Genomic DNA, 24,133 nt, shown 5'->3' with positions numbered 1-24,133 from the left:
GTCTTCCTTCCCTTATGAGGCAGCCGCGGCTCTCGCGCGTGGGAAGCGCACTGCTCCCAGCGCCACCGCGGCGATGATGATCACGCCCTGTACGGCCGGCTCCAGCGCCCCCGAGATGCCGTACAGGTTGAGCAGGGTGAACAGCGCCTCCAGAGTGAAGGCGCCCGCCATCGCGGCGGCCACGGAGCCGCGGCCGCCTCCGAGGACCACGCCACCGAGCACCACAGCGGTGATGGCCTGGAACTCCAGGCCCTTGCCGACCTGCGCGGACACTCCCGCGAAGCCGCCGAGCAGGATCGCGGCGACCGCCGCGGACAGCCCGGAGATCATGAACGCCACCGTCCGGACCCGGGCGACCCGGACCCCGGACAGCGCAGCGGCGCGGTCGTTGTCCCCGGCCGCGACGAGCGTGTGGCCGAACCGGGCGCGCGTCGCCCAGACAGCGGCCGCCGCCACCGCGACGAGGATCAGGACCGACCAGGGCACCGGGCCGAGGCTCCCCCGGCCCAGCTGGCGGAACTGCTCGGACAGCGCGCCCCGGGGCGACCCGCCCGTCCAGAGGAAGACCGCTCCCGAAAGGATCAGCAGCATGCCGAGCGTCGTGATGAACGACGGGACGCGGAGCAGGGTGGTGACGGCCCCGTTGACCAGCCCGACGATCAGTCCGAACGCGATCATCAGGGCCAGCACGGGCCAGGTCGCCTCCGCCGAGCCGTCGATGAGCCGGGCGGCGATCACCACCTCGGCGGTGACGAGGGAGCCGACCGACAGGTCGAACTCGCCGGACACGATGACGAAGTACTGCCCGGCCGCGAGGATCACCAGCGGCGCGGCCCGTTTGACGAAGGCGAGGAAGGCTGTCGGTTCCAGGAAGTACGGGTTGACGACCGCGATCGCGACCAGCAGCCCGGCCAGCACCACGAAGATCGGTAGCGCTCGTCTCATCTGGTCCGCCTTCCGCGGGCGTAGATCGCCAGGGCGGCCACCAGGATCACGCCCCGTACGACGTCCTTGGCGAAGGAGTTGACCTCAAGCTGGTTGAAGATGCTGTCGAGGACGGCCAGGAGCAGGACTCCTCCGACGGTCCCGGCCACCCCGCCGCGGCCTCCGGCCAGCGCGGTCCCGCCGAGCACCACCGCCGCGATCGACTCCAGGTCGTACCCGCCGTCGGTGCCGACCGTCGGCGCGCCCGCCCCGAGCCGGGAGGCGAGCAGTAGCCCGGCGATCCCGGCGCAGACCGAGCAGAGCACGTGGGCGATGACCACCACCCGCTCGGTGCGCACCCCGGAGAGGCGCGCCACCTCGGCGTCCCCGCCCACGGCGTAGATCCGGTAGCCCAGCCGGGTCCGGCTGAGCAGGAGCCACGCGCCCGCCGCCACCGCGGCCCACAGCAGAGCCGACACCGGCAGCGGCCCGATCCGGTCGTACCCGAGATGCTGGAAGGACTCGGGCACGCTGCCGGCCGGTCCGTCGTACCGCGCGTCCAGCGCGCCCCTGACGACCAGCGCGACCCCGAGGGTGGCGATGAAGGCGTGCACCCGGAGCCGGGTGACGATCAGGCCGTTCACCAGCCCGATCAGCGCGCTCACCGCCAGCGCCGCGGCGACCGCGGCCGGGACTCCTGAGTCGGCGCCCGCCATGATCTCGGCGGTGACCAGCGAGGTCAGGCTGATCAGGTAGGCGACCGAGAGGTCCAGGCTGCCGGCCAGGATCACCAGCGTCTGGCCGACCGCGACGATGCCCAGCGCCGCCGACCGCTGCTGGATGCCGACGATGTTCTCCTGGCCGAGGAACGTCCCGCCGTCCAGGGCGAAGACCAGCCAGCCGAGCACGACGAGCAGGACCAGCGCGACGTAGACGGGCCGCGCGGGCCGGTCGGCCGAGATTCTGCGGAGCAAGGAGCCTCCGGCGGGCACGCGCCCGAGTTTCAGCTGCTGGGTCATGACGCGGCCGCCAGGCGCATCACGGCCTCCTCGGTGGAGCCCGCGGGCAGCTCTCCGACGAGGCGGCCGTCCCGCAGCACCACGATGCGGTCGCTCATGCCGATGAGCTCGGGCAGCTCGGAGGAGATCATCAGGACGGCCATGCCGTCCCGGGCGAGCTCACGCATCAGGTCGTGGATGGCGGCCTTGGCGCCGACGTCGACGCCGCGGGTGGGTTCGTCGAACAGCAGCACGCGCGGCGCCACCGTCATCCACTTGGCCAGCACGACCTTCTGCTGGTTGCCCCCGGACAGCAGCCGGACCTCCTGGGCGGGCCGGGGCGGGCTGAGCCGCACGCGTTCGAGCAGCCGCTCGACCCCGGTGCGAGGCGCTCCGGTGGCCCGGGCGACGAGCAGGGCGTTGTCGCGCACCCGCTGGTTGGGCAGGAGTCCCTCGGCCTTGCGGTCCTCGGTGACCAGGCCGATCCCCGCGGCGATGCCCTCGCGGACCGAGCGCGGGCGGCGGGGCGTCATCTCGCCGCTGGTGAAGGGCTCCGCGCCGAACAGCGCCTTGGCCAGCTCGGTGCGCCCCGAGCCCTGCAGCCCGGCCACCCCCACGATCTCCCCAGCGCGCAGGTCGAGGTCGATGTCGTGGAGCCGGGCGTTGCCGCCGCCGCGTACGCTCAGGATCACCTCTCCGGGTGGTCCGGCCGCGCGGGGCGGATAGTACGAGTCGAGCTCCCGGCCGACCATCAGGCGGACCAGGCCCGCGGTGTCCAGGCTCGACGCCTCCGCGGTGGTGACCCGGGCGCCGTCCTTGAGCACGGTGATCCGGTCGGCGAGGTCGAAGATCTCGCGGAGCCGGTGGGAGACGTAGAGGACCGCGATGCCGCGCGCGGTGAGCCGCCGCACCAGCGTGTAGAGCAGTTCCACCTCGTGGTCGGCGAGGGGGGCTGTCGGCTCGTCCATCACCACGATCCGGGCGTTCAGCGACAGCGCCTTGGCGATCTCGACGACCTGCTGCCGCGCGACCGAGAGCCGCCGGACGAGATCGCGCGGCCCGAACGACTCCTCGCCGAGAGACTTCAGCAGCTCGTCGGTCGCCGACTCCATCGCCGCCCGGTCGACCAGTCCCCGCCGGACGGGCTCCCGGCCGAGGAAGACGTTCTCTGCGACCGTCCGCTCCGGCAGCAGGGTGAGCTCCTGGTAGATGATCGCCACCCCGGCCCGCTGCGCCTCGATCGGGTGCCCGAACGTCACGCTCCGGCCGTCGATCTCGATCGTCCCCTCGTCCGGCGCGTGCACGCCGGCGAGGATCTTCATGAGCGTCGACTTGCCCGCGCCGTTCTCCCCCACCACCGCGTGGACCTCGCCGGCGGACACCTCCAGGTCGACACCGCCGAGCACCCGGACGCCCAGGAAGCTCTTGCCGATGCCGGTCATCCTCAGCACGCGGCCCGCCCTCCGGGACGTCGTGCCGGGCCGGCCGGGACGAGCCCCCGTGCCGTACGGGGTGGAGAGTCATGCACGGGGATCTCCTAAGCGGGGGGTGGGAGTCGTGCCGGGCCGGGCGCACGGTTCACCCGGCCGGCCACCGGGGAGGAGGACCCGGCGACCGGCCGGCGCGCGTTCCGCTCCGGTGGACGACGGGTGACTCGGGAAGGGATTCAGCCTGGTCACAGGGAGCGGACGAACCGATTCGGGAAGAAAATAGGTCTACCAAACTTCTGTTGTCAAGCACGCTTATTTTCGTGCCATGGAGACTTCTTCTCCCGTTCCGCACCAGAGTTTCGCCACCTTCCTGCGGAAGTTGCCCTTTCACAGGACAATGACCATGTCATGGCGACCGGGGACCCCCACTCCACAGCCATCGGAGATCTTCCGTCAGGGTCGTGGACGAAATGAGTATGAAACTTTCACGCTCATGCCGAGGCCGTGCCGGACCCCTTTTCATACCTGCGGACCCGCCCCCGGGGCGCACAGCCGCGCGCTCCTGACATGGGAAAAGGGACTCCTGGCACTATCGGGAGAAAATCCCCCGAATCAGCACATGCCTCCGCCTTACCAAAAAACCGGCGCGGCCCCGATCAGGGCCGCGCCGGAAGTCGCGCCGGGTACGGCGAGGCAGAGTGGGACTCCGGATACCTCGCCGTTCCCCGGGTGGACGGATGACCTCAGACGCGAGTCCACTTCTGGTTGTTCTGACCGTTACATGTGTAGATCTGCGCCTTTGTTCCATTGGCGGTGCCGCTGACATCCAGGCACTTGTTCGCGCCGACGGCGGTGATGCTGCCGTCGGAGTTGAAGCGCCACTTCTGGTTGTTCTGGCCGTTGCAGTCCCAGATGATGACCGCGGTGCCGTTGGCGGTGCCGCCGCCGTTGACGTCGAGGCACTTGTTGCCGTAGACCCGCAGCTCAGTGGCGCTGGTGGAGGTCCACTTCTGGTTGTTCCCGCCGTTGCAGTCCCAGATCAGCACCGTCGCGCCGTTCGACTGCGAGGCGCCGTTGACGTCCAGGCACCGGCCCGACGCCACACCCCGCAGCGCGGTCGTGCTCGTCGTGGGCGGAGTCGGCGACGCGGACGGAGAAGCGGACGGAGAAGCGGACGGAGAGGGGGACGGGGAGGGCGAGGGGGACTGCGACGGGCCGCTCAGTTCCTTGATGCGGATGTTCCGGTAGGCCACCACGTTGCCGGACCCGTGGTTCTGGATGCCGATGTATCCCTGCTGCAGGGATCGCGCCGGGTTTGTATTGGTGAAGTCGTTGATCTTGCTGCCGTTCAGGAAGACCTGCAGCCGCTCGCCCTCGACGAGCAGTTCGTAGGTGTTCCACTGACCCGGCGGGTTCAGCGCCGCGTCACGTGCGGCGAGGTCGGCCGACTTGACGCCGTAGATCGCCCCGGTCGTCTTGTCCGCGGTGTCGGTGGCGTCGATCTGGACCTCGTACCCCGTGTCGAGGGCCGTCTGGGGGTCGCTGGTGGGCGGGAACCCGACGATCACGCCGGAGTTGGAGTCGCCGGTCATCCTCCAGTCGAGCTTGAGGGAGTAGGAGCCGAACTCCTTGGCGTTGTACCACAGCATGCCCATGCCGCCCTGGGAGGTCAGCGTGGCGTCGCTGTTGGTGAACGAGCCGGGCCCGGCCTGCGTCCAGCCGGAGGTCGACCCGTTGTACAGGGTCGTGTAGCCGGTCTCCGGACGGCAGTCGGCGTTCGTGGCCTTGGCCGCGTAGCGGATGCCGCCGAGCAGCAGGGTGCGGAAGTTGGAATCGGCGTACGACTCCTGGGTGTGCCCGAGACCGGTGTAGAACGACCGGCCGGACGCCTGCGGGTGGCACCAGGTGACCGGGTGGTCGCCCATGTTCCCGCCGCTGTAGCTGCTCTCGTTGAGGCTCTGCAGCACGTGCACGTTGGCGCGCGGGTTTGTGCGGTAGTTGTACCACTCGTCGGTGCGCGTCCAGGTCTGGCCGAGATGGGCGGTGGCCGCGTGCGCGCGGTCCTCCTCCTTGAGGGTGGCCTGCTGGATCGCCGGGTGGTCCTTGAACCAGGCGCCCATCAGCTGCCCGTAGTAGGGCCAGTCGTACTCGGTGTCGGACGCCGAGTGCACGCCGACGTAACCGCCCCCGCCGTCGACGTACGACTGGAAGGCGGTCTGCTGGGTGGCGTTGAGGACGTCGCCGGTGGTGCTGAGGAACACCACGGCCTTGTACTGCGCGAGGTTGCCCGACGTGAACGCGTTCGCGTCCTCCGTGGCGTCCACGGCGAAGTCGTTGGCGGCGCCGAGTTCACGGATGGCCTGGATGCCGGCGGGGATGGAGTCGTGCCGGAACGCGGCAGTCTTGGAGAACACCAGCACCTTGAAGGCGGCGGCCTGGGCGTGGGTGGCGGGGACCACCATCGCGGCGGCGGCGGTGGTGAACGCCACCGCGGTCGCCGACAGGCGTCGCAGCACCGACGCCTTCCGGTCGCCTCCCGCACCGCGCCCGGGCGCGGCGGGGGTCAGATGTCGCAGCATGGATGTCCTTTCGTCGCGGCGCCCGGCGCGGTCCCCGTCCCTCCTCGTCGAGGGCGGGGCCGTGCCGGGCGTCGCATCAGGTGGTGGATCGGTTGATGGGGAGTGGCCTGCGAGACGGCGTCAGACGCGGGTCCACTTCTGGTTGCTGGCGCCGGTGCACGACCAGATCTGCACCTTCGTGCCGTTGGCGGTGCCGCTGCCCGCCACGTCCAGGCACTTGTTCGCCCCGACCGCCGTGATCGTGCCGTCGGAGTTGAAGCGCCACTTCTGGTTGTTCTGGCCGTTGCAGTCCCAGATGATGACCGCGGTGCCGTCCGCCGTGCCGCCGCCGTTCACGTCCAGGCACTTGTTGCCGTAGACGCGCAGCTCGGTCGCGCTGGTGGAGGTCCACTTCTGGTTGTTCTGGCCGTTGCAGTCCCAGATCAGCACCGTGGCGCCGTTGGTCTGCGAGGCGCCGTTGACGTCCAGGCACCGGCCAGACGGCACGCCCTTGATCGAGGTCGTCCCACCCGCGGGCGGAGTCGGCGAGGCCGACGGAGACGCGGACGGGGACGGCGACGGAGAGGGAGAGCTGGAGGTGCCGGTGTCGAGGGTGAAGGCGTCCAGGTCGAACAGGTATCCCTGCCCGGTCGCCCCGCGGAACACCAGATACAGCGTGGTGGTCCCGGCCGGCGCTCCGCTGAGGTTCGCCGACACGTCGGCGAAGGTCTCCCAGCCGCCGGTGGGCGACACGTTCACCGTGCCCAGCAGCGTGCCGGTCGCGGAGCCCGCCCGCACCTCCAGCCGGCCGCCGACGCCACCGGACGACACCCGCGCGGTGATGCGCGTGGCGTTGGAGACGTTGTAGGGGGTGAAGGAGATCCAGTCGCCGTCGTCGGTGAAGCCGACGGTCTTGCCGCCCTCGGCGGTGGTGTGGTCGGCCGTCTGCACGCCCTGCTGGGCGCCGAAGTGCTCGGCCTGGCGGTGCCGCGGCTGCAGCGTCCGGACGACGGTGGTGGTCAGGCCGCCCTTGTCGGTGTAGGTCGCCTGCAGCACCCCGTAGATGTTGGCCGCCGAGTCGTGCTCACCGTCGACCGGCACCGCGATCGACCCGGAACACCCGGACTTCGAGGTGATCTGGTGGGCGTGGCTGTCGTGCCCGAGGAAGTAGGTGACCGTCACACCCGAGCAGTCGATCGTCCCGTCCTCGGGGTCGGACACGGTGACCTGGAAGGGCACCGTGTCACCGAAGGAGAACAACTGCCCCTCCACCGGCGAGTTGAAGGTGACCGACGGCGCGGTGTTGCCCACGTTCACGGTCACGCTCGCCGTGCCGGTCAGCCCCTGCGGGTCACGGACGGTCAGCGTCGCGGTGTAGGTGCCGTTGGTGTTGTAGGTCTTGCTCGGGTTGGCCGCCGTGGAGGTGGTCCCGTCCCCGAACGCCCAGGAGTAGCTCAGCGCGCCGCCCTCTGGGTCGGAGCTGCCCGAGGAGGAGAAGTTGACCGTCAGCGGCGCCGCGCCGGAGGTCTTGTCCGCCGAGGCCTTGGCGATCGGGTTGCGGTTGGCCTTGCCGATGTACTCGACCCGGTACAGCGCCTGGTTGTTGCTGCCGGTGCCGTAGTCCAGGACGTACAGCGCGCCGTCCGGGCCGAAGGCCATGTCCATCACCTGCGTCCCCGACCAGGGGAACGCGCTGATCTCGCCGTACCCGCCGTCGGAGCGGACCTCGATGGCCTTGATCCACTTGCGGCCGTACTCACCGGCGAAGAACCGTCCGTCCAGCGCCTGGGGGAACTTCACCGAGGAGTTCAGGTTCGGGTCGTACCGGTAGACCGGACCGCCCATCGGCGACTCGGACCCGCCGCCGAACTCCGGCGGCGAACCGGCGTCCCCTCCGTACCGGATCCAGGCCGGCCTGGCCGCCGGGAGCGTGGTGAGCCCGGTGTTGCGGAAGGAGTTGTTGGTCGGCCCGCCCGAGCAGTTGTACTTCGGGCCGGTGCTGTTGGTGGCGAAGTTCCACTCGTTGTAGGTCTCGTTCGTGCTGTTGGACCCGGTGCAGTACGGCCACCCGTAGTTCCCGGCGCTGGCGATCCGGTTGAACTCCACCTGCCCCTGCGGCCCGCGGTTGGAGTTGGTCGACCCCGCGTCCGGCCCGTAGTCACCCAGGTAGACCACCCCGGTGGCCTTGTCCACGCTCATCCGGAACGGGTTGCGCAACCCCATCGCGTAGATCTCCGGCCGCGTCTTGGCCGTGCCCGGCGGGAACAGGTTGCCGCTCGGGATCGTGTACGTCCCGTCCGGCTGCGGCTTGATGCGCAGCAGCTTGCCGCGCAGGTCGTTGGTGTTGGCCGCGGTGCGCTGCACGTCGTACTGCGGGTTGCGGTCCGTGCGCTCGTCCAGCGGCGAGTATCCGGCCGACTCGAACGGGTTGCTGTCGTCGCCCGTGGTCAGGTAGAGGTTCCCGGCCGCGTCGAAGTCGATGTCACCGCCCACGTGGCAGCACATGCCCCGGTCGTTGGCCACCTCCAGCACGACCTTCTCACTGCTCAGGTCCAGCGTGTCGTCGGACTTGAGCGTGAAGCGGGAGAGGTTCAGGTGCCCCTTCCACTGGTCGAACTGCGACTGTGAGCCGCTGGAGGGGGCGTCGCCGGACGGGGTGCTCAGCCGCGGCGAGTAGTACAGCCAGACGTAGCGGTTGGTCGCGAAGTTCGGGTCGACCGCGACCCCCTGCAACCCCTCCTCGTCGTGGGTGTAGACGTTCAGCTTGGCGGCCACCTTCGTGGTGCCGTTGACGTCGGTGATCCGCAGCGTGCCGTCACGGGCGGTGTGCAGCACCGACCGGTTCGGCAGCACCGCCAGCGACATCGCCTCACCCAGTTCCCCGCCACCGGTCGCCAGGGCGACCTGCTGGTAGTCGGAGGCCGGGATCGTCAGCGCGTTCGCCGCCGGGACATTGAGCGCCATCGGCAGAGGAGCCAGCAGCGCCAGCGTGGCCAGCATCACCGGCCACGGACGTCGGGACATAAGGGGGGTTCCTTCCTGACATGAGAGATGCAGTCGGGCAAAGGCGCGCGCCGCCGCGCTGTTGCCGGTGGACGGGGTTTCGGGAGGGGTGCCGCCTCCGGTTCGGTTCGTGGTCAGACGCGGGTCCACTTCTGGTTGGTGCCGCCGGTGCACGACCAGATCTGGACCCTGGTGCCGTTGGCGGTGCCGTTGCCGGACACGTCCAGGCACTTGTTCGCGCCGACGGCGGTGATGCTGCCGTCGGAGTTGAGCCGCCACTTCTGGTTGCTCTGGCCGTTGCAGTCCCAGATGATCACCGCGCTGCCGTCGGCGGTGCCGCCGCCGTTGACGTCCAGGCACTTGTTGCCGTACACCCGCAACTCGCCCGCGCTGGTGGAGGTCCACTTCTGGTTGTTCTGGCCGTTGCAGTCCCAGATCAGCACCGTCGCGCCGTTGGCCTGGGAGGCGCCGTTGACGTCCAGGCACCGGCCCGACGCCACACCCCTGAGCGCGCTCGTGCCCCCCGCGGGCGGAGTGCCCGTCGGAGTCGAGGTGGGCGTCGAGGTGGGTGTGGAGGTCGGGGTCGAGGTCGGGCTGGCCGTCGGACCACCGCCGGGCGGGTCGAGCGGACAGCTGGCCATGTACTTCGAGATGCCGTTCGCGTTCGTCAGCGACGGGCACAGGAACGGCGCGTAACGAGTGTCCTTGTCGACGAACAGCTTCAGCCAGACCATCATGGTGCGCGCGAAGGCGCCCGAGTTGCCGCCGCCGCCCCCGGCGGGGAAACCGTGCCCCTCGTTCGCGATCTCGACGTACGCGCGCTCCACGCTGCCGGGGATCGTGTTGTACGCGTTCTGCGCGTACTGCGGGGTCACCGTTCCGTCGGCCTGGCCGGCGAAGATGATCGTGGGGCTCTTGATGCCCGACAGGCTGCCGTCGGGCACGTACGGCGCCTGCCCGACCGCGGTCAGCAGCGAGGGCCGCTGGTTGGCCGCGAGGATGGCCCCGCCGCCGCCCATGGAGTGGCCGCCCACCGCCAGCCGGTTGCGGTCGACCCGGTCCCGTACGGAGCTGCTGTTGACCAGGTAGTCCAGCGCGGCGAGCAACTGGGCGGCCCGGGCGTCGGCGTAGTCGTTGAGGGTGTTGGTCTCGATCCCGATCACGACGAACCCGAACGAGGCGAGCCTCGGGCCCTGCCAGGCGTAGTAGCTCCAGGCGGTGCCGAAGCCGGGGGCGATCGCGATGGCGCCGAAGGTGCCCTGGCTGGTGTCGGTCGGGTAGTAGATGACCCCGCCGCCGAATCCGTTGCCCCTGGGCACGGTCACCTGGGCGGTGGCGAAGGGACCGCGGTCCGCGGCGATGCTCGCCGCGGTGGGCGCGGGCCCGCGCTGGTAGGGGTTGTCGGCGGCGGACACGGCGGACGGCCACCCCGCCGCGCCGGCCGTCGCCAGGAGAACGGCCACGATCCCGGCGAGGACGGCGGCTGCGAAGCGCCTCGGTCCGGTGTCGTACGCGGAAACGGCCCGGCGGGAGGCCGGCTCCGGGGCTTGCGGTGGGGACACTTCTGCTCCTGCGGGATGGGAGTCGGCGGCGGCCGCCGTGCCGTGCTCCGCCGGGGTGAGGGGTCACCCCGGCGGAGCCTCGAAGGTCACATGCGTCGGAAGCTCTCCGGGAGCGTCGCGCGCGTCAGACCCGGGTCCACTTCTGGTTGTTGGCGCCGGTGCACGACCAGATCTGCACCTTCGTGCCGTTGGCGGTGCCGTTGCCGGACACGTCCAGGCACTTGTTGGCGCCGACGGCGGTGATGGTGCCGTCGGAGTTCAGGCGCCACTTCTGGTTGTTCTGGCCGTTGCAGTCCCAGATGATCACCGCGGTGCCGTCCGCCGTGCCCGCGCCGTTCACGTCCAGGCACTTGTTGCCGTAGACGCGCAGCTCGGTCGCGCTGGTGGAGGTCCACTTCTGGTTGTTCTGACCGTTGCAGTCCCAGATCAGCACGGTCGCGCCGTTGCTCTGCGAGGCGCCGTTGACGTCCAGGCAGCGGCCCGACGCCACGCCCTTCAGCGAGCTCGTGCTCCCCGCGGGCGGAGTGGGCGAGGCCGACGGGGAGGCCGACGGCGACGACGTGCCGCTCTGGGGCCCGGCGGCCGCCATCACGGCCTGCGCACCGGACGGCCAGTTGCCGCCGGAGACGACGAGGTTGTTGTTGACGACGTTGCCGCGGTCACCGTTCGTGATGTTGGTGCTGCTGTTGGTCGACCAGTTGCCGGTGACGGTGAAGTTCCCCATGTTCTCACCGCCCCAGTAGTTGGCGGTGGCCCAGGTGCCGGTGTTCGACAGGACGTTGTTCCTGACGGTGTAGTACTTCGAGCCCTCGTCGAAGTAGACGCCGAAATAGCCGTTGGTCCGCAGGCAGTAGTTGTCGCTGATCACAGCGCCGGGGTTCCAGGACAGCGTGTAGATGCACCCGCCGTCGGTCATCTGCTGCATGACGTCGTGCACGTAGTTGCCGACGAGCTTGTTGCCGGACGCGGTGGTGGCCGTGGTGTACCGCGGCTGGTAGTTGTACAGCCCGCGGTTGGTGTAGCTGTTGTTGCCGCCGGGCTCGTTGGCGCCCCAGCCGTAGCCGATCGACATGCCGGTGTACGGCAGGTTGTAGACCTCGTTGTGCGACACGTCCGAGGTGGTCACGTAGGTGGTCAGGACCGAGACGATGCCCCGGTAGTCCAGGCCGAGGTCGTGGATCCGGTTGTTGCTGACCGTGATGTTCCGGTTGACCATCCGCTGGTCGCTCGGGTGGTGGGCGTCGGCGCGCACCCCGCCGGCCACGACGCCGCCGGCCGAGTTGCGGGCGATCTCGGACCGGGTGACCGTGATGTCGCTCGCGCCCAGGCCCACACCGCTGGCGTGCGCGTTGGCGTCGTTGCCGATGCCGATGGCCGTCTGGCCCAGGTTGACGAACTGCGAGTCGGTGAAGGTGATGTTGTTGGCGGCGGAGACCTGGACCGCGGCGGGCATCTGGTACCAGTTCGGCCGCGCGGACTCGAACGCCTGGCAGCCCTCCTGGCAGGAGGTCAGCCTGTCGGCGGGCCAGTTGTAGTTGCCCGCGATGTAGGAGCCGGTCTGCTGGTCCGCGAAGCCCTGGTTGCTGCTGGGCCCGAGCCAGGTCGTACCCGTGAACGTGATGCCGCTGAACGTGATGTGGTGCGCGGGCGAGTCGTAGGTGCCGCCGACGTCGACCAGCGACTGCAGCACCGGCAGCTCGACGCTGACGTTGTTGATGTTCTGCCCGGACGCCGGGATGTAGTACAGGACGCCGGTCCCGGGGTTGATGTACCACTCACCCGGGGAATCCAGGAACTCGTACGCGTTCTCCAGGTAGAGCGCGCCCGCCCGGTGCGGCTGGCTGAAGGTGTCGTACCCGAAGGTGTTGTTGTTCCAGCCGGGCTGCTGCATCGTGATGAAGTTGCCGCTGATGCTCTGCACCGTCACGTACCGGTCGGTGAAAGAGCCGACGCTCTCCATCTCGACCCGGTTCTGGTTGGCCAGACTGTTCAGATAGCTCAGCGCGCTGCTGCTGAACCTCATCCCGGTGGTGGTCGCGGTGAAGTCGTTCCGGTTCACCTGGGTACGGGCGCGCGTGGCGAGGGCGCCGTTGACGTACAGCTGCCGGGTGTCGATCCCCGTGCCGACGTTGGCGCGCCAGATGTTCTTCCCGGCGTCCGCCTGTGACCAGCCCGTGACCGCCCGGGCACCGCTGATGGCGGGATGGGCGCCCGCCGCCGCCTGCCACCTGACCGTGTAGCCGTTGTTTCCGGAGTCGGCCGAGGTCAGCCGGAGCGGGGACGAGAGCCGGTACACCCCGTCGGCCAGCTGGACGACGATGTCGCCGGACATGGAGCCGTTCAACGACCGCACCGCCGTCTGCGCCGCGGGCAGCGAGCACGGCTCGGCCGAGGTGCAGGCGGTGCCGGTGCCCGAAGGGGACGCGTAGAGGGTCGTGGTGGCCGCGAAGGCCGAGGCGGCCGGGGCGACGAGGGCGAACGCCGCGGCCAGCGCCGCGGCGACGACGCCGGTCAGGACCGGCCTCAGCGCCGTGACGGGCGAAGATCGTTGCACGGTGGTTCCTTGGGGGGTAGGGGTGCGGTCAGGTCACGCCCTCCTCCGGCAGGTGACGCCCTCCTGAGGAGGAGACCGTCGTCGGACGCGGAGGTGTACGACGACGGCCGGCTGTGCGGATCCGGACCAATTACGATCGGAGCACCAAGGACCCGTCAAGACCTTAAGCCCACTCATTTCACACAGCGCACATTCAGGTCCGGGGTACGGTGAGCCGTTTTCCATCACTCACCTGCGGTAACGCCCTCCACGCGCGCGTCCCGCTCCTGGCTGCCGAAAATGAACCGTTCACATGTGTCGTACTGATCGGATCCGTCTCCGGAAGGGCGGGAGGGGCGCCCCGATCGGTCATACTTCTGCAGGGACGGCGAGGAGGAGGCGCGGTGACCGACACCCCGCGTGAGGGCGGATACCGGCCGGGCTACGAGGTGGCCGCGGAGCAGGTGCTGGAGTTGATCGCCCGGCTTGGCCTGCGTCCGGGTGACCGCATGCCGACGGAGAACGACCTGGCCGGGCAGCTGGGCACCAGCCGCACCGTCGTGCGCGAGGCGGTGAAGATCCTGTCGGCGCTCGGCCGGGTGCGCGCCCAGAAGGGCCGGGGCCTGTACGTCGCCGACGACGAGGGGATGCTCGGGGCCGGGCGGCTGGCGTCGTTCTTCCTCCCCACCGACCTCGACCACGTCTACATGCTGTTCGAGTTCCGGCGCGCCCAGGAGATGGAGACCAGCCGGCTGGCCGCCCGCCGCGCCACTCCGGCCGAGCTCAGAGCCGTCGAGGAGGCCGCCGCCGTGTGCCGCCACGGCTTCGACACCGGGCGCCAGGACCTGTTCGACGAGGGCGACGACGCCTTCCACACCGCCATCGCCACGGCCTCGCACAACATGTTCCTCCAGATCGCCGTACGCGAGGCGCGGCGGCTGCAGGCCCAGTCGAGCCTCATCGGGCTGCGCGGCTCGGTCGGCGGGCACGCCGCCAAGGCCGTCGAGGAACACGACGCCATCTACCAGGCGATTCGCGCCGGTGACGCGGAAGCGGCGGCCCACGCCGCCGCGACGCACATCGACAACACCCTGGACGACTACCGCAGGGAAATCCAGCAGCGCCTCTTCTCGTCCGACTGACCCCGGCAGGCCATGGGCCGCCCGGACCGGCCTTGACAGGCGGTCCGTGTGTCGTGTGTGCTTCGCTGTACACCGCACCATCTCGCAGCGGATCCGGTGCGATGGCGAATCGATTCGCATACGCCGCTTCGCATCCGTCGTGACGCCGACGGCCTGCGGGCGGATCCCGCCCTGTCCGCTGCTCCCCGATCTCTGCTCCCTGCTCACGCGGTCTCCGGTGCGGCCCCGCGGTTCTCCGAGCGCGGGGCCGCACCGGCCCTATCCCCCCAAGGAGTACCCACGATGGAACCCTCATCCGTTCCCTTACCAGACCGCGCGCCGCACGGACGGCGCTCCCGGGCGGCCGTCATCTCGTCTGCCGTCGCGGTGCTGACCACCCTCCTGGCCGCCGCCCTGAGCTGGTCGGCGCCGGCCTCGGCGGCGACCACGCCACTGGTGGGCACGGGATCGGGCCGGTGCCTTGACGTCAACGGCGCGTCGCAGTCGAACGGCGCTACGGTGCTGATCTGGGACTGCAACGGGCAGAACAACCAGCAGTGGACGACCACCAGCGCCAGCGAGCTGCGTGTCTACGGCAACAAGTGCCTGGACGTGAACGGTGCGGGTACGGCGGACGGCACCGCGGTCATCATCTGGGACTGCAACGGCCAGAACAACCAGAAGTGGCGCTTCAACTCCGACGGCAGCATCACCGCGGTCGGCGCGAACAAGTGCCTGGACGTGTCCGGCAACGGCACCGCCAACGGCACGAAGGTGCAGATCTGGTCGTGCACCGGCGCCAACAACCAGAAGTGGACCACCGGGGGGCAGCCCACCACGTCGCCCAGCGCCTCGCCGAGCGCGACCCCCACCACATCGCCCACACCGCCGCCGCCCGGCGCGCGCCCGTGCGACATCTACGCCTCGGGTGGCACGCCGTGCGTGGCCGCGCACAGCACGACGCGGGCGCTGTACGGCGCCTACAACGGCAACCTGTACCAGGTGCGGCGTTCCTCGGACAACACCACCCGCAACATCGCCGTCCTGACCGCGGGCGGCGTCGCCAACGCGGCGGCCCAGGACTCGTTCTGCTCCGGCACCACCTGCGTCGTCACCGTCGTGTACGACCAGTCCGGGCGGGGCAACGACCTGTGGTACCAGGGATCCAGCGTGGTCCCCGGCTCTCCCCAGAGCAAGCCGGCGGTCGCGACGACCGAGTCGCTCACCGTCGGGGGCAACAAGGCGTACTCGCTGTACATCAACCCCGGCAACAGCTACTGGCGGGACGGCCACCTGACCGGCGTCCCCACCGGCAGCGCCCCCGAGGGCATGTACATGGTGACCAGCGGCACCCACGTCAACAGCGGCTGCTGCTTCGACTACGGCAACAGCGAGACCACCCGCAAGGCCGACGCCGCCGGAGCCATGGACGCCATCAACTTCAGCAAGCAGTGCTGGTTCGGCGGCTGCTCCGGAAGCGGCCCGTGGGTCCAGGCCGACCTCGAATGGGGTCTGTTCCCGGGCGGCAGCCAGTCGTGGAACCCCAACCAGCGCGCCTTCACCAGCAAGTTCGTCACCGCCACCCTGAAGAACAACGGCACGTCCCGGTTCGCGATGAAGGGCAGCAACGCCCAGTCCGGCAGCCTCTACACGCTGTACGACGGCTCGCTCCCCGGCGGCTACAGCCCGATGAAGAAGCAGGGCGCGATCATCCTCGGCAGCGGCGGCGACTGCTGCAAGCCCGACGGCGGCGCCAACCTCAGCGCCGGCACCTTCTACGAAGGCGCGATGGTCGCGGGTTACCCCTCCGACGCCACCGAGAACGCGATCCAGGCCGAGATCGTGGCGGCCGGCTACCGCTAGACCCCGTCCCGCCGCGGCCCGGACCCCGGGCCGCGGCGGCGGGCCACCCTCGCAGCGGCCTGAAAGAGTACGACTTAGTTTCACCGAACGGCCGTCTTTTCGCGGATGACTGCGGAGATGAGTAGCACTCATCGCGATCACGGTGGAATCACACGAGGGGCCAGAATCACCAGCTCAACCGGCTGCGAAGCCGAAAATCGCGGCCTGCGACCCGGGAGATCCGGCGCCGTAGGCGACGAAAGAGCATTCTTATGCTCTTGACTGATTTGTTGACTGGGACCGTAATGTGCCTGAGGCTCCGGGACACCTCATCCGACACTCGACACAGCACAGAAAGTTGCGTGACTTGAGGTACAAATCCATCTTCACCGCGGTCACCGCGGCGGCGCTTCTCACCCTGGGAACGGCGGGTGTGGCACTCGGCGGCACCGCGTCCACCACCCACAGCGCCGTCGCCGCCGCGGCGACGGCCGGCTGCGGCAAGACTCCGACGCTGAGGAGCGGCACGCAGTCGATCACGACCAGCGGAAAGAACCGCAGCTTCATCCTGAGGATCCCCGACAACTACAACAACACCAACCCGTACCGGTTGGTCTTCGGGTTCCACTGGAACGGCGGCACCGCCAACGACGTCGACTCGGGCGGCACCAGCGGGTACGTCTGGTCCTACTACGGGACCAGGGCGCTGTCGAACAACACCACGATCTTCGTCGCGCCCCAGGGCTTCAACAACGGCTGGGCCAACTCGGGCGGCGAGGACGTCACCTTCGTCGACGACATGATCCGGCGGCTCGAGTCGGACCTGTGCATCGACACCACCCAGCGCTTCGCCATGGGCTTCAGCTACGGCGGCGGCATGAGCTACTCGCTCGCCTGCTCCCGGCCCACCGTGTTCCGCGCGGTGGCGGTCTACTCCGGCGGACAGCTCAGCGGGTGCAGCGGCGGCACCGAGCCCGTCGCGTACCTCGGTTTCCACGGCCTCCGCGACCCGGTGCTCAACATCTCCCAGGGCCGGTCGCTGCGGGACAGGTTCGTCAGGAACAACGGCTGCACGCCCCAGAACCCGCCGGAGCCGGCGCAGGGCAGCCTGACGCACATCGTCACCTACTACTCGGGGTGCCGGGCCGGCTATCCCGTCGCGTGGGCGGCGTTCGACGCGGGCCACACGCCCAACCCGGTGGACGGGAAGTCCGGCGACTTCGAGCCGGGTGAGAACTCCTGGACCCGATCGGTGACGTGGAACTTCTTCACGCAGTTCAGCGGCAACTCGACGCCTTCGGCGACTCCCAGCACGACTCCCAGCTCGACGCCCTCTTCGACTCCGACGGGCCCCTCGGGCGGCACGAACTCCCTCAGGGGCGTGGCGTCGAACCGCTGCCTCGACGTCAACGGCGCCTCGCAGACCAACGGCGCCACGGTGCTGATCTGGGACTGCAACGGCCAGAACAACCAGAAGTGGACCTCCACCAGCGCGTCCGAGCTTCGCGTCTACGGCAACAAGTGCCTGGACGTGAACGGTGCGGGCACGGCGGACGGCACCGCGGTCATCATCTGGGACTGCAACGGCCAGAACAACCAGAAGTGGCGCTTCAACTCCGACGGCACCATCACCGCGGTCGGCGCCAACAAGTGCCTGGACGTGTCCGGCAGCGGCACCGCCAACGGCACCCGGGTCCAGATCTGGTCGTGCACCGGCGGCAACAACCAGAAGTGGACCCGCGTCTGAGTCCATCACCTGATCGGGTGCCGATGACGTCACCCATCTGAAGAAGGCCGGTCCGCCTCACGACGGACCGGCCTTTTTCACACCTCGGATTCCGGCCGGTGGGCTCTGCAATTTTCAGCGGTTCGCCGCCGACGGAAGGTCTCCGTACGGTGTCCGCCCAGGTGCCGCCGGGCTCCGGCCGGCCGGTTGGGAAATGGGGATTACCTTCTCCCTCGCATATGTACACAGGCGGGATGATCGCCGAGTGTTGGGGCAACGGCGCCCGCGCGGGGATCCGACCACGGCGCCGGGCGCACAGCCCGTCGCCTCACGCTGGAGACGATCACCCATGCCACGCGGTGACACCCGGTTCCTCCGCGTGCTCCTGACGGCGGAGCTGTCCGCCCGTTCCCCTCTACGTCAGGAGAGCTCCATGAAGCCAGCAGGCGTGTTGTTCGCCGCCGTCGTCGCGACGCTGCTCGGCGTGATGCCCGGCGCGCCCGCCGGGGCCGCCACGCCATCCGTCGCATCCGCCAACCTGCTCGGAGGCAGCTGCTCGCCCAGCCTCTACTTCACCCAGACCGGTGGCGCCGCCGTCGCGGTGAACGCCTCCATCACCTGCTCCTCATCGGTCGACTACCTCCAGGCCGATGTCCAGCTCCGCCGCTCCGGCAGCAACGTGGCGAGCAACGTCTGCGGGACCACCGACTGGTCGGTCTCCTGCGACGCCGGGGTCGCCTGCCAGTCCGGCTCCTACCAGGCCTCCGCCCAGTTCCAGGCGTACAGCACCTCCGGCTACGGGGACTACACCACCTATACGACCGGGGTCTACACCATCACCTGCTGATCCCGGCCGCCGGAGCAGGTCGCCCGGGCTGGATCGGGCCGGGGTCAGTGGACGAACGACACCGCGATGCCGAGTCCGTCGGCCAGCCCGGTGCCGCTGTCGGTGAAGGTACGCCGCGGCGGCGTATTTCCACTGGCCAGCCGGTCGAAGGCCAGGATGCTGCCGGGGCTGCTGAACGGGGCCGCTTTGGTGAGCACGTAGATGGTGCCGTCGACCTGGCTGCCGGCGATGCCCGTGATCACCTTTCCGGCCAGGCCGGTCGCCGGCCCGGAGATCACGCGTACCGGTGCGGCGTCCCCGCTCGCGTTGCCGGCGTACACGTTGATGCGGGTCTGCTGGCCCTGGCTGACGGCAACGTAGAGCCGGCCGGTGAAGGCGGAGTAGGCGACCGCGAGCTGGTCGCAGGTACTGGAGCAGGTGCCCAGGCCGGTGTGCGGCCCGGCGATGACCCGCACCGGTGTGGCGCTGCCGGACGGGCCCCCGTTGAAGAACTCCACCGCGTTGCCGTTCGCACGCACCACTCCGGCGATCACGTGTCCGGACGTGTCCGTGGTCAGTACGCCCGGCCACGGGTGGAACGTCTCGTCCAGCGGGATCTGGCGTACCGCGGGCACCGTGTAGAGGTTCGCGGCCGTGCCCCTGGCACCCGGCGCGGCCACCGCGATCACCGCCTCGGCCTGGCCGGTCGTCACGTACGCGTACCCCGCGCTGTCCACGGCCACCGCCCGGGAGTCCGGCCCCGCGACACGGAAGATCCGGCCCGGCGTCGTGGCGCCCGGTGAGTAGACGAAGGTGGTCGCGTCCGACAGGAAGCTCTGCGCGTACGCGTTCCCGCTGATGTCGAAGGCGATCCCCCACGGCCCCCAGTAGGTGTTCGGGTCGCCCGGGTCGGCCAGTTGCCGCACCGGAGACACGGCGCCCGTACTACCGGTCGGATAGGCCGTCACCGGACCGTGGGCGTTCGCCACGTAGACGAACTCCGGACCGCCGGTGGGGTACGGCGACGGACTCGCGGTGGGGTACGGCGACGGACTGGCGAGAAGCCCGGCCGTGGCCCTGGCCGTGGCGAAACCGCCCGGCCACCCCGTAGTCACCACGATCGCGAGCGCGGCCGCGACACCGGCCACACCCAACCGCCTCGACACAGCGCTCAGCATGCGCACAACGTCCTACCGCACCGGCCGCGAGGCAACGGCACGATACATGTGGACACACCCCCCGCCATGAAGTGGTCGTCTCAATTTCCCCACGCTCCGTGATCTGCTGCGGTAGCGGCCGACAACCCCGCCGCTACCTCGCTGCTCACCGACGACTCAGGGCAAATGAATATTCATCCGTACCTCGGCACGAAGGGGGGACAACGCTTCGCCACGGCGCTGCGACCGGCACATCCGCCTCCAAGCCGAACCGGGAGTTCGCGCCGCCGGTTCCGTCCACCACACGCTTTTAGGACGCAGCGAATGGCTACCGGAAATGCTTCGCCGACGCCGTACGCCAGAAATAGAATCGGCCTGTTTCGGTGTGACGTGGATGAGGCGACAACGGTGAAGATCCAGATCGCGATCGACAGCGGATACGACGACCAAGACGATGTGGGCTCGTTATACCGGTGGCTTCGGCAGGATCCCGATGTGGTGCGGGACGTCGAACTGTCGCTGGGAACGGCGGGGTCACATACACCGGGGCGGATGGGAGAAACGCTTGACATTATCAACGCCGTGGTCAGCGGAACGCTCGGTCTGGGTAATCTGCTGCTGGCGTACATGGGCTGGCGTGACTCCCGCCGCGTCCGCCGCGGAGATGACGGCGGTCAAAACGGCAGGCCGTCGGTGATCACGGTGATCAACGGAGACATCACCATCGATGTCTCTTCGGCCACGCCCGAGACCGTACAGGCGATCGTGGACGCTCTCGATCGGGAATGACACGGTGCACCAGCCCAACCCGGCCAACTCGCGGGCGCTGCTGATCGGCGTTTCCAGGTACGCCCACCTCGATGACCTCCCCGCAGTGGACAACAACCTCACCGACCTGCGCCGTGTCATCACCGACCCCGAACTGTGGGGCCTGCCCGACCACCATGTGACCACTCTCGCTACCGGCGACCTCGCCGGCCCGGACGCCTGGGGAACGGTACTGCGCGCCATCCGCCGCGCGGCGACCGAGGCCAGCGACGGGCTGCTGGTGTACTTCGCCGGCCATGGACTCACCGAACCCACCGAGAGTGATCCCGAACTGTTCCTGGGGCTGCCGCAGGTGGATCCGAACGAGATATACGTCAACACACTGCGGTACAACGCCATGGCGAAGCGCATGCAGGAATCTCGGGCGCAGCGCAAGGTCGTCATCCTCGACTGCTGCTACAGCGGGCTCGCGCTGCGCGGCCCGATGAGCGCCGTTGCCGCTGCCCCACAGTTCATGATCGAGGGCACCTGTGTGCTCACCGCCACCCCGCCGACACGCCAGGCTCTGGCCCTGCCCGGCCACCGCAACAGTGCCTTCACCGGCGAACTGCTGCGCCGGATGAACGAGGGCGTTCCGGATGGACCGGAACTGCTCGACATGAGCACCCTGTACCAATGGGTCAAGTACGACCTCGCTCAGCAGGCCAGAGGCCTGCCACCCGCCGAACGGCCACCGACCCCCGGTATCGTCAATCGTGAGCTGGGAAACGCGATCGCCCTGGTCCGCAATCGAACTCCGCGTCGGGGGCCTGGCGCGCCAGCCTTGCCGCCCTCTCTTCCAGAGTCTCCAGATGCCACAGATCCGTCAGGTGCTGCGGGCGATTCGTCCTCTATTCGCGGCGGGCAACATGATTTCCTGAACGATGTCCTTGATCCGGATCCGTCGCGTACTTCGACGGCGATCACTCGGATGCACACCCCGGCGAAAACCGCCACAGCGCCCTCGACTGACGCGGCGATCACCGGACGGGTGATTCGTCCCGCGCGAACGCCGTACCGGCCCGTTACACCACGGCCGTCGATCATGCCATTGCTGTGGAACGTCGTCCGGCTCACGTTCTCCGGGGCCGCCGTCGCGGTCTTGATCATCGCTTGGCCACAGATCAGCCCGCTGATCGCCAAGATCCCGGACGTGCTCAGGCTCGATCAGCCCGCCCCCGACGACTGGCGGGACGCCAAGACCACCGGTAAGCCGATTCGAACGGTGAAGGGCAACGGGTTCACGTACGAGGTGATCAGGACCATCCGCACGAACAGCAAGTGGGCCAACGAGGTCCGACCGTCGATCACCATCGTCGGCTATGCCACGCGCACCACCAAGAGCAAGTACGACTCGATGCAGTACCGCTTCAGCAACGCGGGAAACGGGGCGGTCTTGGAAGACGTGCCCTTTCAGGGCGGCGGCGACGGTGATCCACCGGTCCGCCAACGGAGCCTTCTGGTCAGCGTCGTCTGGGACACCAAGCCAAGAGCGACGCACATCAACATCACCATGCACGACCACCTCTGGCCGGGGGATCACGACCTGGTCATCCGCAACGTCCCCGTACCGTCCAAGTCTTGAACGCGGTGGCGGTGCTGGTCCTTAATGCGTTGCCCGACGCGGGGCGTTCTCCGGATCATGTGGGTGTGGTGCGGCTTGCACATGGAGTGGTGACCGGGCGCGGGCAACGGGTGTGGTCCGTTGGTCCGGGTCCAGAGCCGGCGATCGGGGCGCCGGTCGTGGTGGGGTCGGTGGGGGCTGATCCGGGATGTGCCGTCACGGAACTGGCCAGGCTGGTGGAGCTGGGCGGGGTGGAGGTCGCGGGTCAGGCCGTCCCTGCTGGCCGATCATCTGGGCAGGGCACTGGGATCGTCCCCGCCGAGACGGCGGCTGGACCTCCTGCTCGACCTGTGGACGCAGGTCGCTGCGCACCGGGACGCGGCGCGCCGCCGCGAGCGGATCCTGGCGACCCAGGCCCGCCAGAGCCGGGTGGACGACCTGTCTCAGCGGTACACCCGCCATGAGGACGACCTGCTGCTCTCCGACGTCCGCCTGGACATCGGCCACGAACCGTCACTGGCCGAGGCGGCCCGCTGGATCCCGCAGACCTGGCACTGGCACAAGTATCTCGACAAGGCGCTGCACGACGCCATCGCCGCCACTGCGCTGCTGCGCGCCGCCACCGCGGTGGCCGACCACGGCGTGCACGAAGGGCTGGCCCGGTGCGAGCCCGAACTCACCGCCGCCGCCTCCCTGATGAGTGACTGGACAGCAGGGCACGCCGCCCGCCGCGTACCCGGGCTGACGGGGCTTCCGGCCCGCCCGGGCTGCCTTGTCCGGGACCTGCTCCGCGGCCGGTCGGACGACTTGATCGGCCAGCGGCTGGCCAGGGCGCGCGACTACGGCATCGTGGTCATGGAGGCCGTCACGAAGCTCCTGCACGCGGTCCCCGACTCGATGAGTGAGTGGGATGGGTGGGGTCTGCGAGAGTGGCGGGCCGCGGCCGGATACACCCGCCCGCCCGACCGGTGGGAGCAGCCCCCGCTGTTCGGCGGCGACCCGCTCGCGGGCCGGCCCGCCGACAGCGAGACCGGACGCGATCTGCTCTGGTACGCCGACCTGGCCGACGCCCTCGCCCGATTGCACGGGCATGACGCGGCCGTCATCGACTACACCGACACCGTTCCCGGCGTCGACTACAACGCGCGACCCGCCCGCCCCGAACCGTTCGTCCCGCGCCTGGATTCCCTCCCTCTGGCGGTCGCCGGCGCCGCCCAGCTCGTCTCGCTCGGCGCGCCCCCACCGCAGCTCTGCCGCGACTGGACCGAGCTGGTCAACGGGCTCGTCGACAGCGTCGGAATCGCAGTGGCCACGACCGGCACGTTCCGGGTGCCGGCGCCGCTGGCCGCCTGGGACGGGCTCCTGGTCCCCGACACCAAGGTCAGGATCGACTGGGCCCGCGACCCTCGCACGCTCGCCGACTGGGCGTCCTACATGGGCAACTGCATCGCCGGGCCGCATTATGTCGGCGACGCGGCCAAGGGCCGGTGCGGCCTGGCGGCGCTGCGCGACCGGGAGGGCCGCATCATCGCCAACCTCGAGGTCCGGCCGGTGCGCGGTGGCTGGCGCGTCGCGGAACTCCAGGCCAGGTTCAACACCGACCCCGAAGCGGCGCTGGACAAGCGGGTCCGGCACTGGGCGGCGCGGATCCCGCCGCCCGCCGTACCCGAGCCCGAGCCCACGGTAAGGGCGGCCCGGGCCCCCTCGGGCCGCCCGCCGGGCAGGCGGCCGCACGACCGTGCACTCCGTGAGGCCGGCGAGCCCCTGATCCGGCTCGTCCAGGACGCGATGGCCGCCCCCGAGGCCGTCCAGGCGGCCCGGACCCTGGAAGTCCTTCACGGCGGCCTGTCCGCGGCGACAGCCTTACGGCGCCTGGGCCCGGCCTCCTGCGCACGCTCGCCCGCCACCCCGTGATCGCACCGGCCCGCTCGGCGGAGCTGGTCGCGCACAGGATCCGCGCGGCTCTCGGCCGGCTTGCCCGAGACGGGGACCCCGCACTCGCCCGAAGTGTCACCCTGCAGGCCGACACCGCGCTGCTCTGCGCGCTCGTCGTCGCGGTCACCTCCTGGGGTGCCGCGTCGC

15 protein-coding genes are annotated in these 24,133 nt (G+C 69.7%); 7 read left to right on the top strand and 8 right to left on the bottom strand.

The features are described 5' to 3' along the window. Window positions 1–12: 12 nt before the first annotated feature. The 7 genes from FED44_RS07415 to FED44_RS37140 all read right to left on the bottom strand — a co-directional run bounded on the left by FED44_RS07415 (window position 13) and on the right by FED44_RS37140 (window position 13,029). Window positions 13–945, bottom strand: coding sequence for an ABC transporter permease (locus FED44_RS07415; protein WP_111700202.1), 933 nt, complete (start codon window positions 943–945; stop codon window positions 13–15). Beyond that, the gene (locus FED44_RS07410; protein ID WP_244301771.1) at window positions 942–1,898 is read right to left on the bottom strand and encodes an ABC transporter permease; all 957 of its coding nucleotides are present in this window, start codon (window positions 1,896–1,898) and stop codon (window positions 942–944) included. Before FED44_RS07410 ends, FED44_RS07415 begins: the two co-directional genes overlap by 4 nt. 41 nt (window positions 1,899–1,939) lie before the next feature. Continuing rightward, a complete protein-coding gene (locus FED44_RS07405; protein WP_208758890.1) occupies window positions 1,940–3,364 on the bottom strand; it encodes a sugar ABC transporter ATP-binding protein in 1,425 nt (474 codons plus the stop codon). 731 nt (window positions 3,365–4,095) lie between these two features. After that, window positions 4,096–5,931 (bottom strand): ThuA domain-containing protein, encoded by a 1,836-nt coding sequence (locus FED44_RS07400; protein WP_208758870.1) that lies wholly within the window; start codon window positions 5,929–5,931, stop codon window positions 4,096–4,098. Window positions 5,932–6,051: 120 nt separating this feature from the next. After that, a complete protein-coding gene (locus FED44_RS07395; protein ID WP_138460165.1) occupies window positions 6,052–8,934 on the bottom strand; it encodes a lectin in 2,883 nt (960 codons plus the stop codon). 113 nt (window positions 8,935–9,047) lie between these two features. Continuing rightward, complete coding sequence (locus tag FED44_RS37145) at window positions 9,048–10,475, bottom strand: RICIN domain-containing protein (RefSeq protein ID WP_167521412.1); 1,428 nt, start codon at window positions 10,473–10,475, stop codon at window positions 9,048–9,050. Between the two features lie 124 nt (window positions 10,476–10,599). Beyond that, window positions 10,600–13,029: an RICIN domain-containing protein gene (locus FED44_RS37140; protein WP_138460164.1), complete on the bottom strand. Its 2,430-nt coding sequence runs from the start codon at window positions 13,027–13,029 to the stop codon at window positions 10,600–10,602. A 383-nt stretch (window positions 13,030–13,412) separates the two neighbouring features. On the opposite strand from FED44_RS37140, the gene FED44_RS07380 reads away from it, so the two are divergent. From FED44_RS07380 to FED44_RS07365, 4 genes are all read left to right on the top strand, one after another. Next, the gene (locus FED44_RS07380; RefSeq protein WP_208758869.1) at window positions 13,413–14,150 is read left to right on the top strand and encodes a FadR/GntR family transcriptional regulator; all 738 of its coding nucleotides are present in this window, start codon (window positions 13,413–13,415) and stop codon (window positions 14,148–14,150) included. Window positions 14,151–14,432: 282 nt separating this feature from the next. Beyond that, a complete protein-coding gene (locus tag FED44_RS07375) occupies window positions 14,433–15,992 on the top strand; it encodes an arabinofuranosidase catalytic domain-containing protein (protein ID WP_138460163.1) in 1,560 nt (519 codons plus the stop codon). Window positions 15,993–16,338: 346 nt separating this feature from the next. Continuing rightward, the gene (locus tag FED44_RS07370) at window positions 16,339–17,718 is read left to right on the top strand and encodes a lectin (RefSeq protein ID WP_244301770.1); all 1,380 of its coding nucleotides are present in this window, start codon (window positions 16,339–16,341) and stop codon (window positions 17,716–17,718) included. A 412-nt stretch (window positions 17,719–18,130) separates the two neighbouring features. Beyond that, window positions 18,131–18,544, top strand: coding sequence for a hypothetical protein (locus FED44_RS07365; RefSeq protein WP_138460162.1), 414 nt, complete (start codon window positions 18,131–18,133; stop codon window positions 18,542–18,544). 44 nt (window positions 18,545–18,588) lie between these two features. Here FED44_RS07365 and FED44_RS07360 read toward each other — a convergent pair whose 3' ends face one another. Further along, the gene (locus tag FED44_RS07360; RefSeq protein ID WP_138460161.1) at window positions 18,589–19,689 is read right to left on the bottom strand and encodes a hypothetical protein; all 1,101 of its coding nucleotides are present in this window, start codon (window positions 19,687–19,689) and stop codon (window positions 18,589–18,591) included. Window positions 19,690–20,088: 399 nt separating this feature from the next. Here FED44_RS07360 and FED44_RS07355 point away from each other — a divergent pair, with 399 nt between their 5' ends. The 3 genes from FED44_RS07355 (at window position 20,089) to FED44_RS07345 (ending at window position 23,965) form a co-directional block, all read left to right on the top strand. Beyond that, complete coding sequence (locus FED44_RS07355; protein ID WP_138460160.1) at window positions 20,089–20,469, top strand: effector-associated constant component EACC1; 381 nt, start codon at window positions 20,089–20,091, stop codon at window positions 20,467–20,469. A gap of 4 nt (window positions 20,470–20,473) precedes the next feature. Further along, complete coding sequence (locus FED44_RS07350) at window positions 20,474–22,072, top strand: caspase family protein (RefSeq protein WP_167521411.1); 1,599 nt, start codon at window positions 20,474–20,476, stop codon at window positions 22,070–22,072. Window positions 22,073–22,261: 189 nt separating this feature from the next. After that, the gene (locus tag FED44_RS07345) at window positions 22,262–23,965 is read left to right on the top strand and encodes a hypothetical protein (protein WP_138460158.1); all 1,704 of its coding nucleotides are present in this window, start codon (window positions 22,262–22,264) and stop codon (window positions 23,963–23,965) included. Window positions 23,966–24,133: the final 168 nt, after the last annotated feature.

The sequence above is a fragment of the Microbispora triticiradicis genome (assembly GCF_005864065.1).
Taxonomy (GTDB): domain Bacteria; phylum Actinomycetota; class Actinomycetes; order Streptosporangiales; family Streptosporangiaceae; genus Microbispora; species Microbispora triticiradicis.
Note: the sequence above shows the minus strand (reverse complement) of the source record. Positions and strands in the feature narration are given on the sequence as shown.

Coding starts and splice junctions, on each gene's coding strand:
- FED44_RS07415 (WP_111700202.1), bottom strand. CDS start 945: ATGAGACGAGCGCTACCGATCTTCGTGGTGCTGGCCGGGCTGCTGGTC.
- FED44_RS07405 (WP_208758890.1), bottom strand. CDS start 3,364: ATGACCGGCATCGGCAAGAGCTTCCTGGGCGTCCGGGTGCTCGGCGGT.
- FED44_RS07395 (WP_138460165.1), bottom strand. CDS start 8,934: ATGTCCCGACGTCCGTGGCCGGTGATGCTGGCCACGCTGGCGCTGCTG.
- FED44_RS07375 (WP_138460163.1), top strand. CDS start 14,433: ATGGAACCCTCATCCGTTCCCTTACCAGACCGCGCGCCGCACGGACGG.
- FED44_RS07365 (WP_138460162.1), top strand. CDS start 18,131: ATGAAGCCAGCAGGCGTGTTGTTCGCCGCCGTCGTCGCGACGCTGCTC.
- FED44_RS07400 (WP_208758870.1), bottom strand. CDS start 5,931: ATGCTGCGACATCTGACCCCCGCCGCGCCCGGGCGCGGTGCGGGAGGC.